We start from the raw sequence: 22,754 nt of genomic DNA, 5'->3' as shown, positions 1-22,754 counted from the left end.
CCCCCATCATGACCGCACACCCCATTGCCGCCGCGAGTGTTTCCAACGCTTCCCACGCGCGCTCCGACGCCGCCGATCCCCGCCTGAAAGCCCTCAGCGACTGGCTCGCCAGCGTCGCCGAACCGTTTGCGCTCGACATGACGCAATGGGCCCCGGCATCGGCCGACGCCAGCTTCCGGCGTTACTTCCGCATTGGCAGTCACGACCCCGCCCATCCGAGCCTGATCGTGATGGACGCGCCGCCGCCGCAGGAAGATTGCCGCCCGTTCGTTCACGTCGCGCAATTGCTCGACGAAGCGGGCTTGCAAGCGCCAAAGGTGCTGGCAGAAGATCTTGCGCAGGGTTTTCTGCTGCTCACGGACCTCGGACACGAGACATATCTCGACGTGATCAACGAGGAGAACGCGCGAGCGCTCATGCGTGCCGCCCTCGATGCGCTGATCGTCTGGCAGAAAAGCTCGCGCCCGGAAGTCCTGCCCGCTTACGACACGGCGCTGCTCCAGCGCGAACTCGATCTGTTCCCCGACTGGTACGTCGGCAAGCATCTGAAATTCGAACTGAACGCCGACCAGCGGGCCACCCTCGATCGCATCAATCAACTGCTCATCGACAGTGCGCTCGCCCAACCGAAGGTGTTCGTGCACCGCGACTACATGCCGCGCAATCTGATGCCGGGTCTGCCGGGCACGACAGGGCCCGGCATTCTGGACTTTCAGGATGCCGTCTACGGACCGCTCACCTACGACGTCATCTCGCTCATGCGCGACGCGTTCCTCAGTTGGGACGAAGAACGCCAACTCGACTGGCTGGCGTATTACTGGGAACGTGCACGCAAAGCTGGTCTGCCGGTCGACGCCGACTTCGGCGAGTTCTATCGTCAGGCCGAATGGATGGGGCTGCAACGTCACCTGAAGGTGCTCGGCATTTTCGCGCGCATCAACTATCGCGACGGCAAGCCGCGCTATCTGGCCGACACGCCGCGTTTCATCGAGTACGCCCGCAAGGTCGCCGATCGTTATGCGCCCTTGCGCCCGTTGGCCAAACTGCTCGACGAGCTGACCGGCCAGCAGGTCGACGTCGGCTATACGTTCTGAGGCGCGCCGCATGACCGCCATGAGGGCGATGATCTTCGCAGCCGGACGCGGCGAGCGCATGCGTCCGCTCACCGACGTTACACCGAAGCCGCTACTGAGCGTTGGCGGCAAGCCGATCATCGTCTGGCAGATCGAAGCGCTCGCACGGGCGGGCTTCAGGGATATCGTCATCAATCACGCCTGGTTGGGTGCGCAGATCGAAGCCGCGCTTGGCGACGGCAGCGCGTTCGGCGTGCGGCTCGCCTATTCGGCCGAGACCGAGGCGCTCGAGACGGCAGGCGGGATCGCGAAAGCGCGGACATTGCTGGAAGGCGCCGGGAACGTGTTTCTGGCCATTGCAGGCGATGTCTTCACGTCGTTCGACTTCGCCACGCTGCGCCCGCACGCGACGCGCATGGCGGCGCAGGCCGAGCCGCAAATGCATCTGGTCATGGTGCCGAACCCGCCGTTTCACCCGAAAGGCGACTTCGCGCTCGACGAGACAGGCCGTCTGCACTTGCCAGCGGCAGCCCCCGCGTCGGCCGAGTCGCTGACGTTCGGCAGCATTGCACTGTACGACCTGCGTCTGTTCGACGGCATTGCCTCCGGCACGCGCATGGCGCTCACGCCGCTGTATCAACGCTCGATCGCCGCCGGCCAGGCAAGCGGCGAACGGTTCGACGGTATTTGGGAAAACGTCGGCACGCCGGCGCAGCTCGCCGCACTGGACACCGAAGTGCGCGCACGGCACGACCTCGCCCCCGGCAGTAGAATCGCCTGAACACGTCTGCAATCGACCGAGTAGAACGACTAGACCGAAATGGAGCCCGCGATGTCTGATTCCCCGTACCGTGCCCGCCGCGAGCGAGTCATCGAACAGATGCGCAAGGCCGGCGGCGGCGTTGCCATTCTGCCCACGGCGCCCGAGGTGCCGCGTAACCGCGACAGCGACTACCCTTACCGTCACGACAGCTATTTCTATTACCTGTCGGGCTTTACGGAACCCGAAGCGGTCGTCGTGCTCGACAGCCGTACCGGCCACTCGATTCTGTTTTGCCGCGCGAAGAACGAAGAACGCGAGATCTGGGACGGCTTCCGCTACGGTCCCGACGCCGCACGCGAGACCTTTGGTTTCGACGCGGCCTATCCGATTGACGAGATCGACACGCGTCTGCCGCAACTGCTGGCCGACGCGCCCGCGCTCTTCTACGCCTTGGGCGCATCGGCCCAGCAGGACCGTCAGGTGCGTCACTGGCTGAGCGCCGTTCGCGCGCAGGGCCGCACGGGGGTGTCGGCCCCGTCTGCTGCACGCGATATCCGCGCGATTCTCGACGAGATGCGTCTGGTGAAGGACAGTGTCGAACTCGACATCATGGCGCGCGCCGGCAAGATTTCAGCCGATGCCCACGTCCGTGCGATGAAGACGTCGCGTCCCGGGCTGCGCGAGTACCATCTCGAAGCCGAACTGCTGTACGAATTCCGCCGCAACGGCTCGCAATTCCCCGCCTACGGTTCGATTGTCGCCACAGGCGCCAACGCCACAGTGCTGCACTATCGCGCTGGCGATACCGAATTGCGCGACGGCGATCTGTGCCTGATCGACGCCGCCTGCGAACTGGACGGCTACGCGTCGGACATCACGCGCACGTTCCCCGTGAACGGCAAGTTCACCCCGGCACAGCGCGAGCTGTACGACATCGTGCTCGCGTCGCAGCAAGCCGCCATCGACGCGACGCGCGCCGGCGTGCGCTTCGATGCGCCCCATGAAGCCGCCGTGCGCGTTCTTGCGCAGGGCATGCTCGATACCGGCCTGCTCAAGCACGATACCGTCGGCAGCCTGGACGACGTGATCGCCAACAAGTCGTTCAGCCGCTTCTACATGCACCGCACGGGGCACTGGATCGGCATGGACGTGCACGATTGCGGCGAGTATCGCGAGGACGGACCAAACGGCGAACGCCCGTGGCGCACGCTGGCCCCGAACATGGTGACGACCATCGAGCCGGGCATTTACGTGCGCCCGGCACCGGACATCGACGAGCGCTACTGGAACATCGGTATTCGTATCGAGGACGACGCGGTCGTGACCGCTGACGGCTGCACATTGCTCACGCGCGACGTGCCGGTCGATGCCGATGAGATCGAAGCCCTGATGCGCGGCTGATGACTCACGCAGCTCCCGCGTCCCCGACGCACGATACTCTGGCCGCAGACGACCGCCTCGCCCGGCGTTTCGATGTCGCGATCGTCGGTGCCGGTCCGGTCGGCGCTGCGCTCGCCCTGATGCTCGCGCAACGAGCGCCGCAATTGCGCATCGCGCTGGTGGACGGCCGCGGCGCGCAGACCGGCTATGACGACCCGCGTACCCTGGCCCTCTCGCACGGCAGCCGCGAGATTCTTTCGCGCGCCGGAGCGTGGCCACACAACGGATCGGGGCTCGACAGCACACCGATTCAGCATATCCACGTCTCACAGGCGCGGCGCTTCGGCAGCACGGAAATCGACTATCTCGATCACGGCGTTCCGGCGCTGGGTTACGTGGTGCGGTATGGCGCGCTGATGCGCGCACTGGACGCCGCCATGTCGCGCGTGCCCGCCCGTTTCGAACACGCACCGTCGGAGGTATCGACCGCATCGTCCCCCTCACTCGCATCGCGGGATGCGCCGGGCTTGCATCACTTCCGTCCGTACCGGGCTATCGCCCTGCATCAGGATTCGCAGCAGGTCGCGATCACGCTTGGCACGTCGATCGACGATCAGGCGCACACGCTGCACGCCACGCTGGCCGTGAATGCCGAAGGTGGCCTGTTCGAGGGGCAGACGGCTCGCCCTCGTGTCCGCGACTATGGGCAGACGGCGCTCGTCGGTTTCGTCACCTGTGAACGGCCACGCATCGGCTGGGCATGGGAACGCTTTACACCGGATGGCCCGCTGGCGCTGCTGCCACAGGAAAACGGCTATGCGCTGGTGTGGTGCTGCGCGCACGGCGAGGCGAAGCGTCGACGCGAAATGGACGACGCGTCATTCCTCGCGGAACTGCACACGGTGTTCGGCGACCGGATGGGCCGGTTCACGTCGATCACGGGCCGTGCGAGCTTTCCGCTGGGCCTCAACGCCCTAGGCCATGTAGTCGATGGCCGGGTAGCCGCCATCGGCAATGCCGCGCAAACGCTCCACCCGGTCGCCGGGCAAGGCCTGAACCTCGGCCTGCGCGATGCCTTCGATCTGGCCGACACGCTGGTGCGCGACGCACGCCTGTCCTCCCTCCATCACGGCGTGCCGGGCCCCGCTGCCCTCGCCGCCTTCGCCCGCCGGCGTCGTGCCGACCGCGGCCTCACGATTCGCATTACGGATCTGCTACCCCGCCTCTTCGGTATCGACGCCGCACCTGTCGCCGTTCTGCGCGGCATGGCGCTGGCCGGTCTCGACCTCGTCCCGCCTGTCAAAACCGCCTTCGCCCGCCAGATGATGTTCGGCCAACGCGGCTGAGCCGGGCTGCGCCCCGCCCGGCCGGCGGGGTCGCAGAACGATTTGCACATTTTTTAGGCGACGGGGACGGGTTTTCGCAGTAAAATACAAACTTTTTCCCGGCTTTTCCCTTCATCGTGCGTATTGGTCCCCACGAACTCCGCAATAACCTGTTTGTCGCGCCCATGGCGGGTGTGACGGATCGGCCTTTCCGCCAGTTGTGCAAACGACTCGGCGCGGGTTATGCCGTCTCGGAGATGGTGGCGTCGAACGCACAGCTATGGAAAAGCGAGAAGACGATGCGCCGCGCGAATCACGCTGGCGAAGTCGCCCCGATCTCCGTGCAAATTGCAGGCGCCGACCCGGTCATGATGGCCGAAGCCGCCCGCTATAACGTGGAACGCGGCGCACAGATCATCGATATCAACATGGGCTGCCCGGCCAAGAAGGTGTGCAACGTCGCCGCCGGCTCGGCCCTGCTGCAGAACGAACCGCTCGTCGCACGCATCGTGTCCGCTGTCGTTGGCGCCGTGGGCGACGTGGTGCCGGTCACGCTCAAGATTCGCACGGGCTGGGACCGCGACCACAAGAACGCCTTGACGGTCGCGCGTATCGCGGAAGACTGCGGCATCAGCATGCTCACAGTCCACGGCCGCACCCGCGCCGACCTGTATCACGGCGACGCGGAGTACGAGACCATCGCCGCCGTGAAAGCGGCTGCACGCATTCCGATCGTCGCCAACGGCGATATCGCCACGGCGCAGAAAGCGAAGCATGTGCTGGAAGTCACGGGCGCGGACGCCCTCATGATCGGCCGTGCCGCGCAAGGACGTCCGTGGTTGTTCCGCGACATCGAACTCTTTCTCACGACGGGCGAGATCGCGTTGCCGCCACGCGTCGACGAGATCCAGCAGATCATGAACGAACACCTCGAAGACCATTACGAGTTTTACGGGGAATACACGGGGGTGCGGACCGCGCGGAAACATATCGCGTGGTATTCGCGTGGCCTGCCGGGGGCAGCCACGTTCCGCCAGCGTATGAATACGCTCGACACCACGCAGGAACAGTTGGCTGCGGTCAACGAGTTTTTCGAACAGCAGAAGGCGCACTCGGACCGTCTCTGCTATGAACAAGAATCGCCGAGGGAGCTATTAGCCGCATGAGCAAAACAAACATAGAACAATGCGTGCGCGACAGTCTGGATTCGTATTTCCGCGATCTGGATGGCGCACGGCCACACGATGTCTACGATATGGTCGTCTCGGTCGTTGAGAAGCCGCTGCTCGAGTTCGTGCTCGGCAAGGCCGACGGCAACCAGTCGCTCGCCGCTGAATATCTGGGAATCAACCGCAACACGCTGCGCAAGAAGTTGCAGCAGCACGGCCTGCTGTAACCGCCACGCCCAGCCATTCGCCCAACTCGCCAGTTTTTGCCGCTTCACTACCGTCCGTCATGATTAAGCAAGCTCTCATTTCCGTCTCCGACAAGACCGGCATCGTCGACTTCGCCAAGTCGCTCGCTGCTCAGGGCGTGTCGATCCTCTCCACTGGCGGCACCGCCAAACTGCTGGCCGAAGCTGGCCTGAAGGTGACCGAAGTGGCCGACTACACCGGCTTCCCGGAAATGCTCGACGGGCGCGTGAAGACGCTGCATCCGAAGGTTCACGGCGGCATTCTGGCGCGTCGCGATCTGCCCGAGCATATGGCTGCGCTCGAGAAGCACGACATTCCGACGATCGACCTGCTGGTCGTGAATCTGTACCCGTTCGTGCAGACCGTCGCCCGCGATGACTGCTCGCTCGAAGACGCCATCGAGAACATCGACATCGGCGGTCCGACGATGCTGCGCTCGGCCGCAAAGAACCATCGCGACGTCACCGTGATCGTCGACCCGGCCGACTACGCTGTGGTGCTCGACGAAATGAAGGCGAACGCCAACACCGTCGGCTACGCCACGAACTTCCGTCTGGCCACGAAGGTGTTCGCGCACACGGCCCAGTACGACGGCGCGATCACGAACTACCTCACGAGCCTTGGCGAATCGCTGCGTCACAGCGAACGCTCCGCCTACCCGTCGACGCTGAATCTGGCGTACACGAAGGTGCAGGACATGCGCTACGGCGAGAACCCGCACCAGAGCGCCGCGTTCTACCGCGACATCGTCACGCCGGAAGGCTCGCTCGCGAACTATCGCCAGCTTCAGGGCAAGGAACTGTCGTACAACAACATCGCCGATGCCGACGCCGCCTGGGAATGCGTGAAGACATTCGACGCCCCCGCCTGCGTCATCATCAAACACGCGAATCCGTGTGGCGTGGCCGTGGCTGCCACGCCAGCCGACGCCTACGCCAAGGCCTTCCAGACCGACCCGACATCCGCCTTCGGCGGCATCATCGCGTTCAACCGCGAAGTTGACGAAGCCACCGCGCAATCGGTGGCCAAGCAATTCGTGGAGGTGCTGCTCGCACCGTCGTTCACCGACGCAGCCAAGCAAATCTTCGCGGCCAAACAGAACGTGCGTCTGCTGGAAGTCCCACTCGGCAACGGCGTGAATCAGTACGACTTCAAACGCGTCGGCGGCGGCCTGCTCGTTCAGTCGCCGGATGCCAAGAACGTGGCGCCGCATGAACTCCGCGTGGTCACGAAACGCCATCCGACGCCCAAGGAAATGGAAGACCTGCTCTTCGCATGGCGCGTGGCAAAGTTCGTCAAATCGAACGCCATCGTGTTCTGCGCCGGCGGCATGACGCTCGGCGTAGGCGCAGGCCAGATGAGCCGCGTCGACTCGGCACGCATCGCCAGCATCAAGGCGCAAAATGCCGGCCTGTCGTTGAACGGCTCGGCCGTGGCATCGGACGCGTTCTTCCCGTTCCGCGACGGCCTCGACGTAGTGGTCGACGCAGGCGCCACCTGCGTGATCCACCCGGGCGGCTCCATGCGCGACGACGAAGTCATCGCCGCCGCCGACGAGCGCAACGTCGCTATGCTGATGACGGGCACCCGCCACTTCCGTCACTAAGCCCAACGCTGCGACGCAGGACGCACGCCCTCTTTTTTGGGCTCGCCGTTCAGTGAAGACAAAATGCCGCTTCGAGATGATTCGAAGCGGCATTTTTTTTGAGACTTTACGGGACTTCGTTTGGAGACGGTGTCGGACGCTCTCCTTCCACACCTCCCCCCAGATGGGCCGGGGCCCCTTTCCGCCTCTCAGACATAAACCCAACTCGCTGCAGAAAGGGGCCCCGGCCCATCCCCCTCACTGCCCTCCGTACTTCTACCGAAACCTCTCCGCTTCTTACTCTCTCGTGACTGTCCGCGTGTGGGCTCGCGTTGACGGTGTCATCTCAGAAGTAGTGCGCTAGACCTACGGCTACACCAATCTGATTGCTGCCCGGCACGATGGTCATGCCGTAACCCGTCACGCCCAGATTCGAATGGTTCTGGTTTCGAGCGAATCCTACTTGGGCGAAAAGCTGTGTGCGCTTGGAAAGCAGATACGCCGCATTCGCCGCCATCAGGTACGGATGCTGATTCGCCGATGTGATGTTGTTGTAGTACATCGCGCCCGAAAGTATCACCTCGGTGACAGGTCGGTATTGCAAACCCGCGAAGTACAACTCGTTTCGACCCGCCACGCCCGGCACGTTGCTCAAATACCACTGGTACCCAACGAATGGCTTGAAGTTCCCAATGGCATAGCTGGCACCCGCCGCCACCCGCTGTGTCGTCGCCCCCTGCGTAGCAACAGACGTGCCCTGCTGCTGGTCATACACGAGCGACATGTTGAACGGCCCACTGCCGTACCCCACCGACACGCTGTACTCCTTTCCCACTCGCCACTCGCCCGGCACCTGTCCGCCATTCGTGATCGTCGCGTCATACCCGGTCGAGAACAAACCCGCCACTTTGACACCACTGAAGTTGCCCGCATACTTGATCGAGTTGTCCGCCTTTCCGACAAACTGCGCGTCTAGCGCAGGCAACGAGTAGCTGTAGTACGACAACGGATCTAGTTCCAAAAACGCGTCGTAGATCAGGTTCTTCTGGCGGCCAATAGTCACCGCACCCCATTCGTTCTGCAAACCGACATACGCCTGACGGCCGAACATCCGTCCACCCTGCTGCAACTGCCCCGTGTCGAGGTTGAAACCCGCCTCGAGCTGCATGATCGCTTTCAGACCACCCCCAAGATCTTCCGATCCCTTGAAACCGAACCGGTTCGGTGCCTGCGATCCATTGCTCACGCGAAACAACGATTGCTTGCTGCCATTCGCCCCCGTCCCGGCATTGCTCAGGTATTCCAGACTGTTGTCCAGAATGCCGTAGATTTGCAACCCATCCGCTTTGGCACAGCCCGCCCCAAGCGTCAACATCATCGCCAACCACACCTTGTGTTTCATGACATCCCCTGTATTTATATTGGACTACGAATTACATATCCGTCATGCCATGCCGTTTCGCAACGCCGTGATCTCCGCCAGAATCGCCAGCGCGATTTCCGGCGGTGTGCGCGCACCGAGCGGCAAACCAACGGGGCCGTGCAAACGTTCGATCTGCGTGGTGGTCAGATCGAACATTCCCAAACGCTCGCGACGCGACGTTTGATTGCGGTGTGAACCGATCGCGCCGACATAGAACGCATCGGATTTGAGCGCCTCCAACAGCGCCATGTCGTCAAGCTTCGGATCGTGTGTGAGTGCAACGATGGCCGTGCGACCATCGGGACGCAGACGCACAATCAGGTCGTCCGGCATCTCCCGCGTGCGGGTGACATGGACGCTGGGGGAGGCGCCGTGCCTCGCATCGGGAGGTTCGTCGTGAATGTCGCGGGGATCGCAGATGACGATCTGATACCCCAGCGGGACCGCCATGGCGACCAGGTGGTGCGTGAGTTGCCCGTCGCCGATCACGATGATTCGCCAGCGAGGACCGAACGGCACGGTCAGCCGCGTGGGGGTATAGGCGAACGCCGAGGGTTTCGCCACGCTGCGCACCCGCGCCTGGCCAGTGTGCAGATCGAGGTCGCGCACGCCGAGGCTGCCGCGCCTGATGGCATCCCGCATGGCATCAAGCGCACTGCGTGGCGTCACTCGCTCCACGACCAACTCGAGCGTGCCGCCGCAGGGCAGACCGAAGCGATGCGCCTCGTCGGCCGTCAGACCATACGTCTGCACATGCGGACGCTCCCCCGGCCGGAACCCGCCCGCCACTTTGGCGAGCAGATCGTCTTCGATGCAACCGCCCGAGACGGAGCCGGCGACGCGTCCCCGGGTCGCGAGCGCCATCATTGCGCCTACGGGACGCGGCGCCGATCCCCACGTCCGTGCCACGGTCGCGAGCAGCACGTCGTCACCCTGCGCCTGCCAGCGCGCAACGGCGTCGAGTACCTCGGCGTCGACTCCGTCCATCAGGCATGCCCCTCGCGGCTAAGGGCGTTGGCCTCGGCGACGGTTTGCGGCAGTGGCATCGACCGCGCACGCACGCCGGTGGCGCGCCGGATCGCCTGTGCCACTGCCGGCGCCATCGGCGGCAACGACACTTCGCCACAGCCCTGGGGCGGACGGTCGCTGGGCAGAATCACAGTCTCGATCTTCGGCATCTCGACGAGGTACAGCAGCGGGTAATCGCCGAAGTTGCTTTGCTCCACGCCACCGTTGGCGAAGGTAATCTGGCTCTTGAACGTGTTGGTCAGCGCGAACCCAATGCCGCCTTCGATGTTGGCGCGAATCAGGTTCGGATTGATCGCGCGGCCGCAGTCGACACCGCACACAACGCGTTCGACTTTGAAGCGCCCGTCCACCACACGCAGTTCCACGGCGACGGCGACATAGGTCGAGAACGCCGCGCCGCGTCCGGTATAGGTGCTGTATCCAAAGCCCCGATGGACGCCGGGCTTCGCCTTCGCCTGCCAGCCGGCCGACGTCACGGTGGTCTCGATCACACGGGTGGCCAGCGCGTCGTGCTTGAGCAGACGTTTGCGATACTCGATGGGATCGATCCCGGCCGCCTCGGCCATTTCGTCGATGAAGCTCTCGAGAAAGAACACGCTCGATGTCGAACCGACCGAGCGCATGAAGCTCACGGGAATGTTCGGCTGCGGCACGTCGATGCCTTCCACGCGTAGATTCGGCACGGCATACGCAAGGTCGTAGAGCCCGTCGAGCATGGTCTCGTCGTAGCCAGCTTTCTCGTAGTGGTCTTTCTTGATGACGTTGTAAAGCGACTGTCCCGCCACGCGGACATGCAGTGCCGTCGGCAATCCGTCGTGACCGAGCACGGCCTGAAACCGGCCCGACGCGCACGGACGATAGAAGCCATGCCGCGTGTCGTCTTCACGTGAGCGAATCACTTTGACCGGTCGGCCGACAGCCGCCGACGCTACCGCCGCATGGATCACGAAGTCAGGCACGTACTTGCGGCCGAAACTGCCGCCGAGGAACGTGGTGTGCACCGTGACTTTCTCCGGCGGCAGTTTGAAGATGCCGCCAAGTGCCCATCGGACTTTGTCCTGTCCCTGAATCGGGCCCCAGACTTCAATCTCGCCCTTGTCCTTGCGCACATGCACGGTGGCGTTCACCGGCTCCATCGTCGCGTGGACGATGTACGGCGTGTGATACTCGCCAGTCACCACCTTGCCGCCCGCCGCGATGCGCCCCGGCGCGTCGCCGATGTTAGTGGCGACACCGGCATGCCCATCGAGCAAGGCCGCACGTCGCTGTGCCAGAATCGTTTTGCTGTCGGCGGCCGGGCCCACTTTCCACTCGACGTCCAACGCGTCGCAAGCGGTCTTCGCACGCCAGTAGTCGCTCGCGACGACGATGATGGCGTCCTTCGCCATGACGACGTCGTGCACCCCCTTGCGCGCCTTGATCTCATCGCGATTGCGCACAGCAAGCGGCGTGCCTCCGGAGGTCGGCGCCATGCGCACTGCGCCGACGAGCATGTCCGGCACCTTCACATCGATACCGAAGACCGCCGAGCCATCGACTTTCGACGGCGTATCCAGGCGCGGCACGGGCTTGCCGATCAACGCGTGTGCGGCTTCGTTTTTGAGTTGCGGATGCGGATTGAGCGGTTGCTTCGCAGCTTCGGCAGCCAACTCGCCATAGCCCAGCGAGCGCCCCGATTGCGGATGCAGAACGCGACCCTCACGCGTGACACAGTTGGTCGTGCGCACACCGAACCGGCGTGCAGCAACGGCCACGAGCGCTTCGCGTGCCTGCGCACCGGCGACTCGCAACCGCTCGTAGAACAGTGTCACCGACATCGATGCGCCAACGAATTGCTGCAATGCTTCGTTGGCGGCCGCCGTGCGATAGGCGTCGCGTGCCGTCACGAATTCGACGCGTACCCGCCGCCAGTCGGCATCCAGTTCGTCGGCAAGCACCTGCGGCAATCCGGTGTAGACGCCCTGTCCGACTTCGCATTGCGACAGCCCCAACACGGTCGTGCCGTCGGCATCGATCCGAATCCAGTCGTTGATCTCGATGAGGTTCTCGCCCGCCGCACGCGCCTCGGGGCTCGCTACCCACGATGCCGAGATCGGAATCAGCAGACTTCCCGCCGCCAACGACATGCCACCCAGCCAACGACGGCGGGAGGGAGACGTCGGGGCACCCGATCCCGCGTTGGCCACGGCAGAGGCCTTGTACTCAGCGTTTTGCTGCGACATGGATTGCCTCCCGGATACGGTGATAGGTCGCGCAACGGCAGAGGTTGGTCATGGCCTCGTCGATCTGGGCATCGGTCGGCTGCGGGTGTTTGTCGAGCAACGCCGCCGCCGCCATCACCATGCCGGACTGGCAGTAGCCGCACTGCGGCACATCTTTGGCGATCCACGCCTGCTGAATCGGATGGGAGCGTGTCGGCGACAGCGCCTCGATGGTGGTGATGCGCTTGCCCGCAACCGCCGAGACCGGCAGCACACACGTGCGCGTCGCCACGCCCTCGACATGCACCGTGCAGGCGCCGCAAGCGCCGATGCCGCAACCATATTTGGTGCCGGTCAGGCCTGCGGCATCGCGAATGACCCACAGCAAAGGCGTGTCGTCATCGCCATCGAAGGCGAAGGGCCGCCCGTTGAGTTGGAATTCCATGATGTCTCCCGTTGTGACTTCCGCCTGCGCCGGTGACCCTCACGGCGCACTGGAAGATGGCGAGTGAATTCTCACAACGAGAAAATTGGCGAACAACGACCGCTCGGCCCGAAAAGGATGCCGTTCGTCCAGAGACGGGAAAACCCTCAGGCATGCAACGCTACGGTTGCACTAGTTGCCCAGTTCGCAGCTTCGGAGGTATTCGCGCGGCGGCAGGCCGTAGCAACGGCGAAAGGCACGGGTGAAGGCTTTCTCGGAGGCATAACCGACGGCGTCGGCTACGTCGGCAATACGCGCGCCCGCACCCGCCAGACGCTCGGCCGCCAGATACATGCGATGCGTGGTGAGATACGACATCGGCGATTCGCCCACGAGGTCGCGAAAGCGCAGACAGAACTTCGATCGAGACATGCCCGCGATATCGGCCAATTGCTCGACCGTCCATGGCCGTTGTGGCGCTTCATGCATCGACGCGATACTGCGGCCCAGTTGCGGATCGGTCATGCCGCGCAACCAATGCGTCGTCGCGCCGCCATTGGCGCTCAGATACGCACGCAGGATCTGAACGAACAACACGTCGGCCAATCGCGCGACCGCCACGCGCCATCCTGCCCCGCGTTGCATCGACTCCTCGATGAAACCGGCAATGGTCGTGGTCAGCAACGCCGGAACCGCAGGGTCTCCCGCACGAATGTGGATCAACGGCGGCAGCGAGGCCAGCAAGGGATTGCGCACGCGTTCGCGGAACATCACCACGCCCGTGTAGAGATCGCTGACCGGTCCCTGTCCCCCCGCGCGAAAGGCGAGCGGTGTGTCGAGTCTCGGCTCGATGCCCTGCGCCGACATCAGTTGTTCGAACGCGATCGGTGTCTCGTCGAGCGACGAACACATCACATGCTCATGGCCGTGTGGCAACAACACGCAGTCGCCCGGCTCGACGCGCACGGGTGCCATTCCCGCCACGACAAGATAGAACGGCTCTCCCATCGCCGTGCGAAACGGTGCGCCATCGAGTGCAGGTTTGCGTAGCGACCACGGGGCGCCGAATGTGAACCGGCCCGTGACGACGGCATCCGCACGCAGATCGTTGAGGACGTCGCTCAGCGGATCCATATCGCCCCGGCTGGCGCGGCGTGAAGCATTGTTTGTTTCATGGGTGGAACTTTGATTTATCTATGGATAAATCAAAGTATGCCGTTTCGCTCGCCGGAAAAGAATCGGGATCGTCCTAGGGAAAATACGGGGAGCAAGGCGGCACGTCGGCAGGCGGTGCCGGAGGATGTCGGCCGGGGTGCGATCGACCTATGTCCCGCGATGCGGCACACAGGTCAATTGGCTACCGGCGCGAGAGCGTCGTCAGGAAGACTTCGGCAGGATTTGCGTCGGCGTGCAGTTCACAGGCTTTGCTGTCACTGCCGTCGATGCGAAGCGCATGTCCTTCGGCAACGCTCACGGTCTGACCATCACCGAAAGTCAATCGCACTTGTCCGTTCGCGCAGTAGAGGAAGGCGACGGCATCGGCCTCCACGGGCAGTGCCCACGTGACCGGTGCTCCATCGAGATGATGCTGAACCAGCGTGTGCTGCCACTCGGCGCGGCGCGTCATGACGTTGAAGTCGTCAATGGGGACACCGGCCGTCTCCAGCACCGGCGTACTGCTCACCGCCAACTCTCCCGCGAAGGGGTAGGCAGGCGTGCGCGTGGTGAGCGTGACGTCCGGACGGCCCTCGACGTTGAGCGTCAATGTGCCGCCCCGGACAATGGCCAGCGAACGGTCGATGCCGGAGAACACGGAGAACGGTCCCGGTACGGCGACCGTCGCGGTGCTGATGCGCCAGTCAAAGCCGTCGTCGTCGGCGCGTCGTGCGACGGCGAGTTCCGTCGTCACCCCCTGGCCGTTCTTCCACGGCATCTTCAGAAAATCGGCCGGGCCGAGCACTTGCAGTTTCATAAGTCGTCGTTGGCGACGCGATTACTGGCGGACTTCGCCGTGTCCGAACACGACGTACTTCAAACTCGTCAGGCCTTCGAGACCCACCGGCCCACGCGCGTGCAGCTTATCGTTCGAGATACCGATCTCGGCGCCCAGACCGAACTCGAAGCCGTCGGCAAAGCGCGTGCTCGCATTGATCATCACGCTGGCCGAATCGACTTCGCGCAGGAATTGCATCGCAGCGGTGTAGTCCTCTGTCACGATGGCGTCGGTGTGATGCGAGCCGTAGCGGTTGATGTGCTCGATGGCCGGCGCAAGACCGTCGACGATCTTGATGGCCAGCACTGGGGCAAGATATTCCGTCGACCAGTCTTCCTCGGTTGCCGCTACCGCGCCTGAGACACCGGCATCGGCCAGCGCTGCTAACGTGTGCTCGCAACCCCGCAATTCGACCTGCTTGCCCTGGAACATGCGCGCAATGGCAGGCAACTGGCCGATGGCCTGCTGATCGACGAGCAACGTCTCCATCGTGTTGCAAGTCCCATAGCGGTGCGTCTTGGCGTTCTCGCAGATCGTCAGCGCCTTCGCCGGATCGGCGCGGCCGTCGACGTAGACGTGGCAGATACCATCGAGGTGCTTGATCATCGGCACACGCGCGTCCTGCATCAGACGCGCGATCAGGCTCTTGCCACCGCGCGGCACGATCACATCGACATAGTCGGTCATCGTGATGAGTTCGCCGACGGCTGCGCGATCGGGCGTATTCACGACCTGCACGGCGTCGCCCGGCAAGCCGGTCTGTGCGAGTGCCTTCGCGATGAGCGCCGCCAGCGCGGTGTTGCTTTCAATGGCTTCCGAACCACCGCGCAGAATGGTCGCGTTGCCCGATTTGAGGCACAGCGCTGCGGCGTCGATGGTCACATTGGGACGCGATTCGTAGATGATGCCGATGACACCCAGCGGCACGCGCATCTGGCCGACCTGAATGCCACTGGGCTGCACACGCACGTTGCTGATCTCGCCGATGGGATCGGACAGGCCCGCGATCTGGCGCAGGCCTTCGATCATCGTGCGCAGCGCCTTGTCGGAGAGCGTGAGGCGGTCGATGAATGCGGCGTCCTGACCGTTGGCGCGGGCTCGCTCCAGATCGCGGCGGTTCACTTCCTGCAACTGCGCGCCATCGCGTTCGATGGCATCCGCAATCGCCAGCAGCGCGCGATTCTTGGCGGCAGTATCGGCACGCGCCATCGCGCGCGAGGCGTCGCGGGCACGCTGGCCCAGCGATTGCATGTAGGCTTTGATATCCATATCGTCGGTTCGGCTGTTCTTGGGGCGACGCGGTCGCCGTTGCATTCTGTTGGCTGCCAGTACGGGCAGCCGGCGTTGGCAGGATCTGGGGCGCGGTCTACGCGTGCACCGGACGCGGTGCGCGGGCGGAGCGCGCCGCCGGCGGTCGCTCGCCGGCAAGCAGCAGGCCGAGCTGAAGCATGCCGTCCCAGGGGTCGCCGGGCAGGCCGTCGGCGCGCAAGCCCTTGACCTGACGGTCCAGACGCGCAGCCAACTGCAATGCCTGTGCGAGCATGGCCGGCGTGGCACGATTCGCCGCCTGTTCCATCAGACGCTCACGCGGGCCCCAGACCCGGTATTCGCGCAGCAACATGGCCAGCGGTTTGCCCGCCGCCATCCCGCGCGTGATCTTGGCCAGCGTGCGGACTTCTTCGGTCAGTGCCCACAGCACCAGCGGCGCGGCTTCGCCCTCGCCGCGCAAGCCGTCGAGCATGCGAACGAGTCGGGCGGCGTCGCCCGCCAGCACCGCTTCGCTGAGCTTGAAAACGTCGTAACGTGCAACGTTAAGCACAGCGTCCTGCACCTGCTCGAACGCCAGTACGCCCGCTGGATACAGCAAGCCAAGCTTCTGAATTTCCTGATGTGCCGCGAGCAGATTGCCTTCGACGCGATCCGCAATGAACTGCAGGACACGACGTCCCGACTCACCGGCTTCGACGCGCTGTCCCTGTGCGGTGAGACGCTGCGCGATCCAGTCCGGCAGACGGCTTCGGTCAACCGGATCGATCTTGATCGTGACACCAACGCGATCGAGCGACGAGAACCAGTCGGACTTGGTCGCCGTGGCATCGAGCCGGGGCAGTGTGACGATCGTCAGGACGTCGCTATTGGCCGCATCGGCGTGTGCCTTGAGCGCAGCGCCGCCATCCTTGCCGGGCTTGCCGCCGGGAATACGCAGTTCGATGAGCTTACGGTCACCGAACAATGACATCGACTGCCCGGCATTGGCGAGGGCGCCCCAGTCGAAGCTACGCTCGACGCTGAGCACATCGCGCTCGGTGAAGCCTCCCGCACGCGCCGCGGCACGCACACGATCCACCGCCTCCTGCACGAGCAGGCTCTCGTCGCCGTAGATCGTATAGATCGGCGAGAGGGTCTTGGCGAGATGCGCGTCGAGCGCGTCGGGACGCAGTTGCATGGCGGTGGGCGTTACTCTTCCGGCTTCTTCTCCGGCATGGCCTTCACAGCTTCCATGCGACGGATGATCTGGGCCACGGCATCTTTCTGCATGTCCCGGCTAAGCAAAGCAGCTTCCGCGTCGCGTGCGGTCGTTTCGCTGTCGCTATAGGGCAAATTGCGTGTCAGGCGAATGGTGCTCAACGGAATGATCGGTGTTCCATCCGGTGTCACCAGTTGGAAGGTGTACGAGCTGCGCATTTCGTACTCACGCGCCTGACCGTTCGCGTCGAGACTGACGGCAGTGCGTGAGCCCGAAGTATTCACGATCTCCAACCGGGCATCGGCATCCTTCGGCTCGGTAACAACCACCGTTCCCTTGCTGCCGTAGCGGATGTAGCGCGAGATGTCGGTCGCCATCTGACCGCCACCCGAAATGTACAGACGATGGAATGCGTACTCGCTTGCGCCACGCAGTTGGAAGCCGCACGCAGACAGCGTCAATGCGCAGCCCAACAGCGCGAGCCAGCCGAAAATTCTGCGCGTCACGCCGACGCCTCGTTGCCCGGATGTCATTTGCACGTGATGTGCCCTCTTGTCACCAAACGTCATCAAATCATCGACCAGCGGCAGCGGTCGCCGCCTCAGACCACCACGTTCACGAGACGGCCCGGCACGACGATGACCTTTTTCACCGGCTTGCCTTCGCCAAATTTGGCCGTCATTTCGTGTGCCAGTGCGGCTTGCTCGATGGCCTCGCGCGAAGCATCCTTCGCCACGCGAACGGCACCGCGCACCTTACCGGCGACCTGAAGCACGAGTTCGATCTCGTCTTGCACCAGTGCGGCTTCGTCGACTTCCGGCCAGGCGGCGTCGAGCAGATCGCCCTGCTGAGCGGCGTAGCCCAATTCGACCCACAGGCCGTGCGTGACGTGCGGCACGACCGGGTACAGCACGCGCAGTAGAATGCCGTAGCACTCGCGCACCGCACCGGCACCCGCAGCGCCCTTGTCGCTCTCGATGGCGTTGAGCATCTTCATCGCCGCCGACACGACCGTGTTGTACTGCACACGCTGGTAATCGTAGTTGGCCTGCTTGAGCACGCTATGAATCTCCAGGCGCAGTGCCTGAGCGGCCGGATTGGCCGTATCGATGGCGGCGTCCGCCTGGCGCAGCAAGGCCGCCTGGGATTGACCGAAGCCCCACAGACGACGCAGAAAGCGGCTCGCCCCCTCAACGCCTGCGCCCGACCACTCGAGCTGCTGCTCGGGCGGTGCGGCAAACATCACGAACAGACGCGCCGTATCGGCACCGTACTGATCGATCAACGACTGCGGATCGACGCCGTTGTTTTTCGACTTCGACATCTTCTCGATACCGCCAAGCGTCACATCCGCGCCGTCGGCCTTCGAGGTCGCGCTGGTCGGGCGGCCCTTGTCGTCGAACTGCACTTGCACATCGAGCGGATTGAACCATGTCTTCTTGCCCGAAGTGTCTTCGCGATAGTAGGTCTCGTTGAGCACCATACCTTGCGTGAGCAGATTCTGCGCCGGCTCCTTGAAGCTCACCAGCCCCAGATCGCGCATGACCTTGGTCCAGAAGCGCGAATACAACAGGTGAAGAATCGCGTGCTCGATGCCACCGATGTACTGATCCATCGGCATCCAGTAATCGGTGCGCTCGTCGACCATCTTGTCGGCGTCCGGGCAGGCGTAGCGCGAGAAGTACCACGACGAGTCGACGAACGTGTCCATCGTGTCGGTTTCACGGCGTGCCGGCTTGCCGCATTTCGGGCAATCGCACTTGAGGAATGCTTCGGACTTGGCGAGCGGGTTGCCGGTGCCGTCCGGCACGAGATCTTCGGGCAACACGACCGGCAGATCCTTCTCCGGGACCGGCACGGCACCGCACGCGTCGCAATGAATGATCGGGATCGGCGTGCCCCAGTAGCGCTGGCGCGAAATACCCCAGTCACGCAGACGATAGGTGACCTGCTTGTCGCCCGCCCCCTTCGCCTTGAGATCCGCAGCAATGGCGTCGATGGCAGCGGCAAAGCCCAGGCCGTCGTACTTGCCGCTGTTAATCAACGTGCCGTTTTCCTTGTCGCCGTACCACGCCTGCCAGGCGTCGGTCGAATAGGTCTCACCCGCAACGGCAACGACTTGCTTGATCGGCAGGCCATATTTGCGCGCGAACGCGAAATCGCGCTCGTCGTGCGCCGGCACGCCCATCACGGCACCTTCGCCGTAACCCATCAGCACGTAGTTGCCGATCCAGACTTCGACTTTCTCGCCGGTCAGCGGATGCGTGACGAAGAAGCCCGTCGGCATTCCCTTCTTCTCCATCGTGGCGATATCGGCTTCCGCCACGCCACCTTGCTTGCATTCAGCGATGAATGCCTGCAACTCGGGACGCTCGGCCGCCAGACGCGTGGCCAACGGATGCTCGGCAGCGATCGCGCAGAAGGTCACCCCCATGATCGTGTCGGCACGCGTGGTGAACACGCGCAGCAACTTGCTCTCGCCGTCCAGCTCGTATGGGAAGCCGAAGTTCACACCGAAGCTCTTGCCGATCCAGTTCTGCTGCATCACCTTCACGCGCTCGGGCCAGCCGAGTTCGTCCAGATCGCCGAGCAGTTCGTCGGCGTAGTCGGTGATGCGCATGTAGTACATCGGGATTTCGCGCTTCTCGACGAGGGCGCCCGAACGCCAGCCACGACCGTCGATCACCTGCTCGTTCGCGAGCACGGTCTGATCGATCGGATCCCAGTTCACCGTCCCCGTCTTCAGATAGGCGACACCCTTCTCGAGCATCTTGAGAAACAGCCACTGGTTCCAGCGGTAGTACTCCGGCTTGCAGGTGGCGACTTCGCGCGACCAATCGATCGCCAGGCCCATGGCCTGCATCTGCTTCTTCATGTACGCGATGTTGTCGTACGTCCACTTGGCCGGCGGCACGTGGTTGGCCATGGCCGCATTTTCCGCCGGCATGCCGAAGGCATCCCAGCCCATCGGCATCAGCACGTTGTAGCCTCGCATGCGCATCTGACGGTACATCACGTCATTGATGGTGTAGTTACGCACGTGGCCCATATGCAGCTTGCCCGACGGATACGGCAGCATCGAGACGCAATAGAATTTCTGTTTGTCCGCGCGCTCGGTGGTCTTGTAGGCATCGATCGCCTGCCAGTGAGACTGGGCGGAAGCTTCGACGTCGGCGGGAACGTATTTTTCTTGCATGATGGGTCGGCGGATAGGATTCGGCTCGGTCGGCCCCCACTGGCATGCGGCACGGACAGTGCGGCACGCAGGACTTTCAGGGCAGATCCGGGGAAAACGATGATTATAACGCCGCCGGGAGCGGATTCGGCGCGGCGGCAGCGAGGGGATGCGACCTTTGGGTCACCTTGACGCCGGAACCCGCGGATGCGTCATGCGATCTGCGGTGGCGTCCGCCCCTTTCGATGGCCTCGGAGAGCCGGTTGACGCATCTGAGGTACGCCACCGGCAACCCGGCCAGAGGCCAACGCTGGATCAGCGTAGGCCCAACACGTCCTGCATGTCGAACAGGCCGGTCTTGTGCTGCGCGAGGAAGCGGGCAGCGCGCAGCGAGCCCTGTGCATACGAAAGACGGCTCGACGACTTATGCGTGATTTCGATGCGTTCGCCGATGCCGGCAAACAGCACCGTGTGATCGCCGACGATATCGCCACCACGCACGGTAGCAAAACCGATGGTCGACGGATCGCGCTCGCCGGTCACGCCTTCGCGGCCGTAGATGGCGCATTCCTTCAGGTCGCGACCCAACGCTTCGGCCACGACTTCCCCCATGCGCAACGCCGTGCCGGACGGGGCATCGACCTTGTAGCGATGGTGAGCTTCGATAATCTCGATGTCGTAACCCGTGTTCAAAATCTTGGCGGCGACCTCGAGCAGCTTGAATGTGGCATTGACGCCAACGCTCATGTTGGGCGCAAACACGACTGCTACACGCTCGGCACCGGCAGCCAGACGCGCCTTGTCGTCTTCGGAGAAGCCCGTCGTGCCGACGATCATCTTCACACCGTGCTTTTCGGCGGCGGCCAGATGCGCCAGCGTGCCTTCGGGGCGAGTGAAATCGATCAGGTATTCGGCGCTGGCGAGTGCCGCGTCGAGATCAGCGGTAATTCTTACCCCCGTCTCGCGGCCCAGGAAAGCACCTGCGTCATGCCCAAGCGCGGGGCTGCCTTCACGGTCAAGCGCCCCGACCAGCTCAGCGTCATCGGCGGCCAGAACCGTTTCGATCAGCATCCGGCCCATACGGCCGGACGCACCGGCAATCGCAATTTTCATCATCGTGATTCTTTCTGCTTTCAACAGCTTACTTGGGTGTCGAGAAAAGACCGCCACCCGAGGTGACGCGCGGCGACGGCACGAGTCCGGTACCGCCCGACACGCCCGAGCCACCCGACGCGCTGCTGTCAGCGACAGGAGCGGCTTGCGAGGCGGGGGCAGACACCGTTGCGGCATCCGTTGCGGCGGGCGCGGCCGTGGGGGCGACAGCCACCGCATCCGGCGACGGCGCCGCAGCCTCGGCGGCGGCAGCGCTCGCTGTCGACGGCGCAGGCGCTTCGGTCTTCACAGCCTTACCCTTCTGTCCATCGATTTCCTGAACCAGTTGGTACTCGGTCGGCAAGTTTTCCCCGCCTTCCCAACGGGCCAGCGTATCGCCTTCGAAGTACACCTTCAGATGGCGCTCCTGCACCACCGACGCGTTGCCACGTTTGAAATAGAAGACGTAGTCCCAGCGGTTGGCGTGGAATATATCCGTGAGCAGCGGTGTGCCGAGCAATTGCCGCACCTGATCGCGCGTCATGCCGGGCTTAAGCTGGTCATAGGCCTCTTTCGAGACGAAATTGCCTTGAACGATGTTGATTCGATACGGCGTGACCACGCCGATCACTTTGTCGGTCACGCTGTCGTACGTCGAACAGCCGGCCAGAGCCAGGAATGCCGCCGCAGCACAGACGGAGAACGGAAGGGAGAGATAACGACGCAAATCTGACTCGCTTTCAAAAAAATCGAACATGACTCCGGCACGCCGGGCGCGCCGCCACATCGCCCTCGTTGACGGCATTTACCGTCCCGTTTGCCCGGTTTGCACCCGGGCAAGGCAAAAAGGCATTATTATTGGGGCTGTATTGTACTCTAGGGACGTAGAGCGATGCCGAATCCCGCCGATTTGAAAAATATCGGACTGAAAGCCACGCTTCCGCGCCTCAAGATTCTGGAAATTTTCCAGAATACCGAGGTGCGTCATCTGACCGCAGAAGACGTTTATCGCCATCTGCTCAACGAAAATCTCGATATCGGTCTCGCCACGGTCTACCGTGTGCTGACCCAATTCGAGCAAGCTGGGCTATTGTCGCGCAGCAACTTCGAATCCGGCAAGGCCGTTTTCGAACTCAACCTGGGCCATCACCACGATCACCTGGTGTGCCTTGACTGCGGCCTTGTCGAAGAGTTTTGTGACAAGGACATTGAGGAACGGCAGCAAATGATTGCGAAGAAATATGGCTTCGCGCTGCAAGAGCACTCGCTCGCCATGTACGGAACTTGCACGAAAGACCCGTGCCCTCACCGTCAGAAAAATTAAAAATTGGTATGTCAGGATGCCTTTTCGCAAAGGCATTCTGGGATTTTCCACAGATCCCCACCACCCGCGAAAGTCCACATTACTG

General features: G+C 63.3%; 20 protein-coding genes. 8 read left to right on the top strand and 12 right to left on the bottom strand.

Annotated elements, in window-relative coordinates; all coding sequences use genetic code 11:
* The first annotated feature begins 8 nt into the window (after positions 1-8).
* The 7 genes from PI93_RS06735 (at position 9) to purH (ending at position 7,562) form a co-directional block, all read left to right on the top strand.
* The gene (locus PI93_RS06735; protein ID WP_052240705.1) at positions 9-1,094 is read left to right on the top strand and encodes an aminoglycoside phosphotransferase family protein; all 1,086 of its coding nucleotides are present in this window, start codon (positions 9-11) and stop codon (positions 1,092-1,094) included.
* 19 nt (positions 1,095-1,113) lie between these two features.
* Entirely contained in the window at positions 1,114-1,854 is a 741-nt protein-coding gene (gene murU / locus PI93_RS06730) for an N-acetylmuramate alpha-1-phosphate uridylyltransferase MurU (RefSeq protein ID WP_039371184.1), read from the top strand.
* 51 nt (positions 1,855-1,905) lie between these two features.
* Positions 1,906-3,237, top strand: coding sequence for an aminopeptidase P N-terminal domain-containing protein (locus tag PI93_RS06725; protein ID WP_080759213.1), 1,332 nt, complete (start codon positions 1,906-1,908; stop codon positions 3,235-3,237).
* Entirely contained in the window at positions 3,237-4,562 is a 1,326-nt protein-coding gene (locus PI93_RS06720; RefSeq protein WP_039371061.1) for a UbiH/UbiF/VisC/COQ6 family ubiquinone biosynthesis hydroxylase, read from the top strand. Before PI93_RS06725 ends, PI93_RS06720 begins: the two co-directional genes overlap by 1 nt.
* Before the next feature lie 116 nt (positions 4,563-4,678).
* Positions 4,679-5,707, top strand: a complete 1,029-nt coding sequence (dusB, locus tag PI93_RS06715; protein WP_039371064.1) for a tRNA dihydrouridine synthase DusB — start codon at positions 4,679-4,681, stop codon at positions 5,705-5,707.
* Positions 5,704-5,937 carry a Fis family transcriptional regulator gene (locus tag PI93_RS06710; protein WP_010803993.1) on the top strand — a complete coding sequence of 78 codons (234 nt, stop codon included), beginning with the start codon at positions 5,704-5,706 and terminating at the stop codon, positions 5,935-5,937. The genes dusB and PI93_RS06710 overlap by 4 nt, the downstream gene beginning before the upstream one ends.
* 59 nt (positions 5,938-5,996) lie before the next feature.
* Complete coding sequence (purH, locus tag PI93_RS06705) at positions 5,997-7,562, top strand: bifunctional phosphoribosylaminoimidazolecarboxamide formyltransferase/IMP cyclohydrolase (RefSeq protein WP_039371069.1); 1,566 nt, start codon at positions 5,997-5,999, stop codon at positions 7,560-7,562.
* A gap of 325 nt (positions 7,563-7,887) precedes the next feature.
* Here purH and PI93_RS06700 read toward each other — a convergent pair whose 3' ends face one another.
* From PI93_RS06700 to PI93_RS06645, 12 genes are all read right to left on the bottom strand, one after another.
* Complete coding sequence (locus PI93_RS06700; RefSeq protein WP_039374828.1) at positions 7,888-8,943, bottom strand: porin; 1,056 nt, start codon at positions 8,941-8,943, stop codon at positions 7,888-7,890.
* A 42-nt stretch (positions 8,944-8,985) separates the two neighbouring features.
* Positions 8,986-9,951 carry an XdhC family protein gene (locus PI93_RS06695; RefSeq protein ID WP_052241059.1) on the bottom strand — a complete coding sequence of 322 codons (966 nt, stop codon included), beginning with the start codon at positions 9,949-9,951 and terminating at the stop codon, positions 8,986-8,988.
* Complete coding sequence (locus tag PI93_RS06690; RefSeq protein ID WP_052241060.1) at positions 9,951-12,215, bottom strand: xanthine dehydrogenase family protein molybdopterin-binding subunit; 2,265 nt, start codon at positions 12,213-12,215, stop codon at positions 9,951-9,953. The genes PI93_RS06695 and PI93_RS06690 overlap by 1 nt, the downstream gene beginning before the upstream one ends.
* On the bottom strand, positions 12,196-12,639 hold the full coding sequence (locus PI93_RS06685) for a (2Fe-2S)-binding protein (protein ID WP_039374830.1): 444 nt from the start codon (positions 12,637-12,639) through the stop codon (positions 12,196-12,198). Before PI93_RS06685 ends, PI93_RS06690 begins: the two co-directional genes overlap by 20 nt.
* A gap of 171 nt (positions 12,640-12,810) precedes the next feature.
* On the bottom strand, positions 12,811-13,752 hold the full coding sequence (locus PI93_RS06680) for an AraC family transcriptional regulator (protein ID WP_039374832.1): 942 nt from the start codon (positions 13,750-13,752) through the stop codon (positions 12,811-12,813).
* A gap of 223 nt (positions 13,753-13,975) precedes the next feature.
* Entirely contained in the window at positions 13,976-14,590 is a 615-nt protein-coding gene (locus PI93_RS06675; RefSeq protein ID WP_052241061.1) for a HutD/Ves family protein, read from the bottom strand.
* 21 nt (positions 14,591-14,611) lie between these two features.
* Complete coding sequence (locus PI93_RS06670; protein WP_039374833.1) at positions 14,612-15,880, bottom strand: glutamate-5-semialdehyde dehydrogenase; 1,269 nt, start codon at positions 15,878-15,880, stop codon at positions 14,612-14,614.
* A 97-nt stretch (positions 15,881-15,977) separates the two neighbouring features.
* Entirely contained in the window at positions 15,978-17,057 is a 1,080-nt protein-coding gene (gene holA, locus PI93_RS06665; protein ID WP_039374834.1) for a DNA polymerase III subunit delta, read from the bottom strand.
* An 11-nt stretch (positions 17,058-17,068) separates the two neighbouring features.
* On the bottom strand, positions 17,069-17,584 hold the full coding sequence (locus PI93_RS06660) for an LPS-assembly lipoprotein LptE (protein WP_158453324.1): 516 nt from the start codon (positions 17,582-17,584) through the stop codon (positions 17,069-17,071).
* Positions 17,585-17,679: 95 nt separating this feature from the next.
* The gene (gene leuS / locus PI93_RS06655) at positions 17,680-20,274 is read right to left on the bottom strand and encodes a leucine--tRNA ligase (protein WP_039374836.1); all 2,595 of its coding nucleotides are present in this window, start codon (positions 20,272-20,274) and stop codon (positions 17,680-17,682) included.
* Positions 20,275-20,568: 294 nt separating this feature from the next.
* Positions 20,569-21,366, bottom strand: coding sequence for a 4-hydroxy-tetrahydrodipicolinate reductase (dapB, locus tag PI93_RS06650; RefSeq protein WP_039374846.1), 798 nt, complete (start codon positions 21,364-21,366; stop codon positions 20,569-20,571).
* Positions 21,367-21,394: 28 nt separating this feature from the next.
* Positions 21,395-22,102, bottom strand: coding sequence for an outer membrane protein assembly factor BamE (locus PI93_RS06645; protein ID WP_236105648.1), 708 nt, complete (start codon positions 22,100-22,102; stop codon positions 21,395-21,397).
* 135 nt (positions 22,103-22,237) lie between these two features.
* Here PI93_RS06645 and fur point away from each other — a divergent pair, with 135 nt between their 5' ends.
* A complete protein-coding gene (gene fur / locus PI93_RS06640; RefSeq protein ID WP_039374837.1) occupies positions 22,238-22,669 on the top strand; it encodes a ferric iron uptake transcriptional regulator in 432 nt (143 codons plus the stop codon).
* The last annotated feature ends 85 nt before the right edge of the window (positions 22,670-22,754 follow it).

The organism is Pandoraea fibrosis (genome assembly GCF_000807775.2).
GTDB lineage: Bacteria > Pseudomonadota > Gammaproteobacteria > Burkholderiales > Burkholderiaceae > Pandoraea > Pandoraea fibrosis.
This window is presented reverse-complemented; position numbering and strand designations above follow the sequence as displayed.

Excerpts from the sequence above, each read along its gene's own strand:
- PI93_RS06735 (WP_052240705.1), top strand. The coding sequence starts at position 9 with ATGACCGCACACCCCATTGCCGCCGCGAGTGTTTCCAACGCTTCCCAC.
- murU (WP_039371184.1), top strand. The coding sequence starts at position 1,114 with ATGAGGGCGATGATCTTCGCAGCCGGACGCGGCGAGCGCATGCGTCCG.
- PI93_RS06725 (WP_080759213.1), top strand. The coding sequence starts at position 1,906 with ATGTCTGATTCCCCGTACCGTGCCCGCCGCGAGCGAGTCATCGAACAG.
- PI93_RS06720 (WP_039371061.1), top strand. The coding sequence starts at position 3,237 with ATGACTCACGCAGCTCCCGCGTCCCCGACGCACGATACTCTGGCCGCA.
- PI93_RS06710 (WP_010803993.1), top strand. The coding sequence starts at position 5,704 with ATGAGCAAAACAAACATAGAACAATGCGTGCGCGACAGTCTGGATTCG.
- purH (WP_039371069.1), top strand. The coding sequence starts at position 5,997 with ATGATTAAGCAAGCTCTCATTTCCGTCTCCGACAAGACCGGCATCGTC.
- PI93_RS06700 (WP_039374828.1), bottom strand. The coding sequence starts at position 8,943 with ATGAAACACAAGGTGTGGTTGGCGATGATGTTGACGCTTGGGGCGGGC.
- PI93_RS06695 (WP_052241059.1), bottom strand. The coding sequence starts at position 9,951 with ATGGACGGAGTCGACGCCGAGGTACTCGACGCCGTTGCGCGCTGGCAG.
- PI93_RS06690 (WP_052241060.1), bottom strand. The coding sequence starts at position 12,215 with ATGTCGCAGCAAAACGCTGAGTACAAGGCCTCTGCCGTGGCCAACGCG.
- PI93_RS06685 (WP_039374830.1), bottom strand. The coding sequence starts at position 12,639 with ATGGAATTCCAACTCAACGGGCGGCCCTTCGCCTTCGATGGCGATGAC.
- PI93_RS06680 (WP_039374832.1), bottom strand. The coding sequence starts at position 13,752 with ATGGATCCGCTGAGCGACGTCCTCAACGATCTGCGTGCGGATGCCGTC.
- PI93_RS06675 (WP_052241061.1), bottom strand. The coding sequence starts at position 14,590 with ATGAAACTGCAAGTGCTCGGCCCGGCCGATTTTCTGAAGATGCCGTGG.
- PI93_RS06670 (WP_039374833.1), bottom strand. The coding sequence starts at position 15,880 with ATGGATATCAAAGCCTACATGCAATCGCTGGGCCAGCGTGCCCGCGAC.
- holA (WP_039374834.1), bottom strand. The coding sequence starts at position 17,057 with ATGCAACTGCGTCCCGACGCGCTCGACGCGCATCTCGCCAAGACCCTC.
- leuS (WP_039374836.1), bottom strand. The coding sequence starts at position 20,274 with ATGCAAGAAAAATACGTTCCCGCCGACGTCGAAGCTTCCGCCCAGTCT.
- dapB (WP_039374846.1), bottom strand. The coding sequence starts at position 21,366 with ATGAAAATTGCGATTGCCGGTGCGTCCGGCCGTATGGGCCGGATGCTG.
- PI93_RS06645 (WP_236105648.1), bottom strand. The coding sequence starts at position 22,102 with ATGTTCGATTTTTTTGAAAGCGAGTCAGATTTGCGTCGTTATCTCTCC.
- fur (WP_039374837.1), top strand. The coding sequence starts at position 22,238 with ATGCCGAATCCCGCCGATTTGAAAAATATCGGACTGAAAGCCACGCTT.